This is a genomic window from Bacillus rhizoplanae (genome assembly GCF_917563915.1).
In the GTDB taxonomy this organism is placed as follows: Bacteria; Bacillota; Bacilli; order Bacillales; family Bacillaceae_G; genus Bacillus_A; species Bacillus_A rhizoplanae.
The window spans coordinates 1-3632 of the sequence record NZ_CAKJTI010000066.1; the positions used below are offsets into that span (position 1 = coordinate 1).

Consider the following 3632-nt stretch of genomic DNA (forward strand, 5'->3'; position numbering starts at 1 on the left):
TGTTATATGTGAAAAGAATCATTATAATACTACTTATTGATAAGATAGTTAATTTTTATGGAGTAGAATGTGATAAAAGGGGCCATCCATCAAAATAATTATCTGAATTTTTATATTATAAAAATCTTTGGAGATATTCTGAAATAGTGTGGAGGAGAAAATCAAAAGCACAACCCTAGGATAGAAATTGGTTTTAATAAAAGTCATCTATTATTAAACGGAATCTATGTGGAATAGATTTAATTTTATCGTAGGGTTGTGAGAAATGAATAGCTCTATATTAGCAATGTTGCAATTATATCTTAAATTAAAGGGGGAATATCTATGAACAGTATACTGAAAAAGTGGAGTCAAGTGAGTCTGGTAAAACAAATCATTGTTGGTTTGATTATTGGTATTATTCTATCTGTGACAATTCCAGAAGCAGCAAAACCTGTTACAATTTTAGGCACTTTATTTGTAGGTGCTTTGAAAGCAATTGCGCCTGTGTTGGTACTTTTCTTGGTTATGTCGGCCATCGCTCAACACAAGAGTGGTCAACGAACAAATATGAAATCCATTATCTTCTTATACCTTTTAGGAACATTTTTAGCTGGATTAACTGCCGTTATTGTAAGTTTTATTTTTCCTGTAGGCTTAACACTTGCAAAGGGCGCTGAAGGTGTGACTGCTCCTGGCGGTATTGTAGAGGTTCTCAAATCGTTACTGCTGAACATTGTTGATAACCCAGTTAAAGCAATTTATAATGCGAACTATATCGGTATTTTAGCTTGGGCGATATTCTTTGGTTTGGCTTTACGAAATGCGTCTGATACGACAAAAACAATGATTTCTGATTTTTCAGATGTTGTATCCAAAGTAGTTACATGGGTTATTAAGTTTGCGCCATTAGGAATCATGGGTCTAGTAGTTGAGTCTATTACTACAAATGGAATTGAATCGTTACTAAGCTATGGAAAATTACTTGCAGTTTTGCTTGGTTGTATGGTCTTTGTGGCGCTGGTTGTCAATCCAATCATTGTGTTCGTGTTTATACGTCAAAATCCTTACCCGCTTGTTTTTAAGTGCTTAAAGGAAAGTGGTATTACAGCATTCTTTACACGTAGCTCAGCTGCAAATATTCCTGTAAATATGAAATTATGTGAAAATCTAGGCTTAAATAAGGATAGTTATTCAGTATCCATTCCATTAGGTGCAACCATCAATATGGGTGGTGCCGCTGTTACTATTTCTGTTTTGACACTTGCGGCGGTTCATACACTTGGTATTCAAGTAGACGTCCCTACAGCAATCATCCTCAGCGTATTGTCAGCTATATGCGCTTGTGGTGCTTCAGGTGTTGCCGGTGGATCTTTATTACTGATTCCTCTAGCATGTAGTTTATTTGGAATCCCATCTGAGATTGCTATGCAGGTAGTTGGAGTAGGCTTTATCATAGGTGTTTTACAAGACTCTTGTGAAACGGCACTTAACTCATCCACAGACGTACTTTTCACAGCAACAGCTGAATTTAAAGAGTGGCGTAAAGAAGGGAAAAAAATAGATATCCGCAAAGCATCATAAAGAAGAAATCTAGTTCTAGTGCAAATACGATCCTTTAGAAGTATCGAACATCAATAACTTTTTCAGCTACGGAACAGTAATATGCATTATAACTAAATATATAGTTCATAAATAAAAGACAGTGAGCAACAAGCTCCTGTCTTTTTATGTTGAAATTCGAGTTGTAGTTAAAGAAACCTTTATTTACAGTTACAAATATGCTATGGATTTAGTTTTAACAGTAAAAATGTTGCTGCTAAAACTAAATTACCAAATTGATGAGATTTTTACACGGCAATGTGATTAAAGTGCCTTGTGCATACTTATACCTAAAAACACAAAAACCGTAAATCCTTATATACCAAGGCTTTACGGTCTCTTAAAAAGTAATGATCCCGACTGGGTTCGAACCAGCGACCTCCACCCTGTCAAGGGAACTTTTCAGTGAACTGTAGAGGTTTGGAATCAGTAAAACTTATATGTATCAAGGCTCTCAAGTTATTCTCCTCATTGAGAACCACTTCAGTTAGAGTTTCTTAAGTGAAATACTAAAGTAGTTTTAATATTTAGTCAACCCTCTTTTGCTACGACCTCCACAGGGGTGACTTTTTAGTAGTTATGCTGGAGGATTTGCTGGTGCGGTTGCTACATTAATAGTTGTAACTATACAGTTAAAGCATCAGAAAAGAATGGAACTCGAAAAAGAAAACAGGGAGAGAAAGTTTAAACAACTCCCAGCTCTAATTTTCTTAAATAACGAAATGCAAAAAAAATGCTAGAAAAGGGAGGAGAACTTGAAGAAGTTGCATTGAAAAGAGCAGCTAGCAAAAGCTAACTGCTCGACTCTCCAAGGGGGAACAAGGAGAAAATCTAATGTCATATACAGTGTTGACGGAATGTTTATTAAATAATCATTAACTTATGGTTGGTTCCAAAAAAGTGACATACCAACAAAATATAAAATTATTAAAAGGACAATTGCTATGAGGATAACCAGAGGAACAGTTTTCCATGATTTTTTCATCAATAGACCTCCTTTATGAAGAATATTAACATCTATCCAGAATTTGAACAAAATAATCCTTTTGTGAAACAAGTAGTAAAGTAGTTTGTACTAAATGTGTTATTATATTTTAGTAAGTTTTCTTCTTAGTTAAATAGTTCAAAGAAAAATGCAATATATATTTTAACATGATTTTTTTATGATGGAGGCTATATGAAAATAGAAATCCCGGCAAAATACAAACCAATTATTTTAACTATAAAATGGTTAGCAATTATTGCGTCAATCATTGTTAGTTTCTTTACTTTTTCTACATTAGTAGCAGTATTAATAAGTACAATAATAGTATTAATCGGATTATTTGTAGAAAGAATTATTTTTAAATATAATTTTTTATATATAAATCCGACCCCAAAAATTAGAAAAGAACCACAACAAGTATCTGTAGCGGTCGGCATACAGCAAAATAAAGGAATGGAACAACCTTTTATTGGACTAGTTTATCGTACAGAAACGGAAGCTAAAGAGGAATTTAATTATTTTAAATCCTTGAACAGTAATAGATTTAAAGACGAGGATAATGAAATTATTGTAAGCTATGTGTTTGAAGATGAAAAAAGATATACGCTTTTTATCTATCCTAATATAACACGAACAAAGACAATGGAGAATATAGCTGATTACCAGATGAGAAATGGTCACAATCTTGATAAAAAAATTGAACCTCAGATTCTTTCTTTTGTAAGATATTTCCCTTCTATTTTTACAGGAGAAGGAGACTTAAAGGAAATACTTACTAATGTAGTCATGCCAAAAACTCCTTATGCACTCAAAACAATGTATTTTGAGAATGGACAAATACAGAACGCTCAAAAAAAATCAATTTTAAAATATCATATGAGAATTATAGACAGGGATGAATTAAATCCACAAGATATGGAATATGGGTTTAAATGGTATGACGTTATGACAAACATCAACAAATAGAAAGATAAATTAATTGTGTTACAAGAATAGCATAATTAATTAAATATTTAGTCCTACTGGAAGAAAAGGCGGACATCATTCTATAGAACGGTATTAATAT

At 33.0% G+C, this 3632-nt stretch carries 2 protein-coding genes; both read left to right on the plus strand.

Going from position 1 to position 3632, the window contains the following annotated elements:
* Positions 1-324 precede the first annotated feature (324 nt).
* On the plus strand, positions 325-1563 hold the full coding sequence (gene sstT / locus LRP84_RS22175; protein ID WP_230577057.1) for a serine/threonine transporter SstT: 1239 nt from the start codon (positions 325-327) through the stop codon (positions 1561-1563).
* A 1195-nt stretch (positions 1564-2758) separates the two neighbouring features.
* Positions 2759-3532, plus strand: coding sequence for a hypothetical protein (locus LRP84_RS22180; RefSeq protein ID WP_230577058.1), 774 nt, complete (start codon positions 2759-2761; stop codon positions 3530-3532).
* The last annotated feature ends 100 nt before the right edge of the window (positions 3533-3632 follow it).

Coding starts and splice junctions, on each gene's coding strand:
- sstT (WP_230577057.1), top strand. CDS start 325: ATGAACAGTATACTGAAAAAGTGGAGTCAAGTGAGTCTGGTAAAACAA.
- LRP84_RS22180 (WP_230577058.1), top strand. CDS start 2,759: ATGAAAATAGAAATCCCGGCAAAATACAAACCAATTATTTTAACTATA.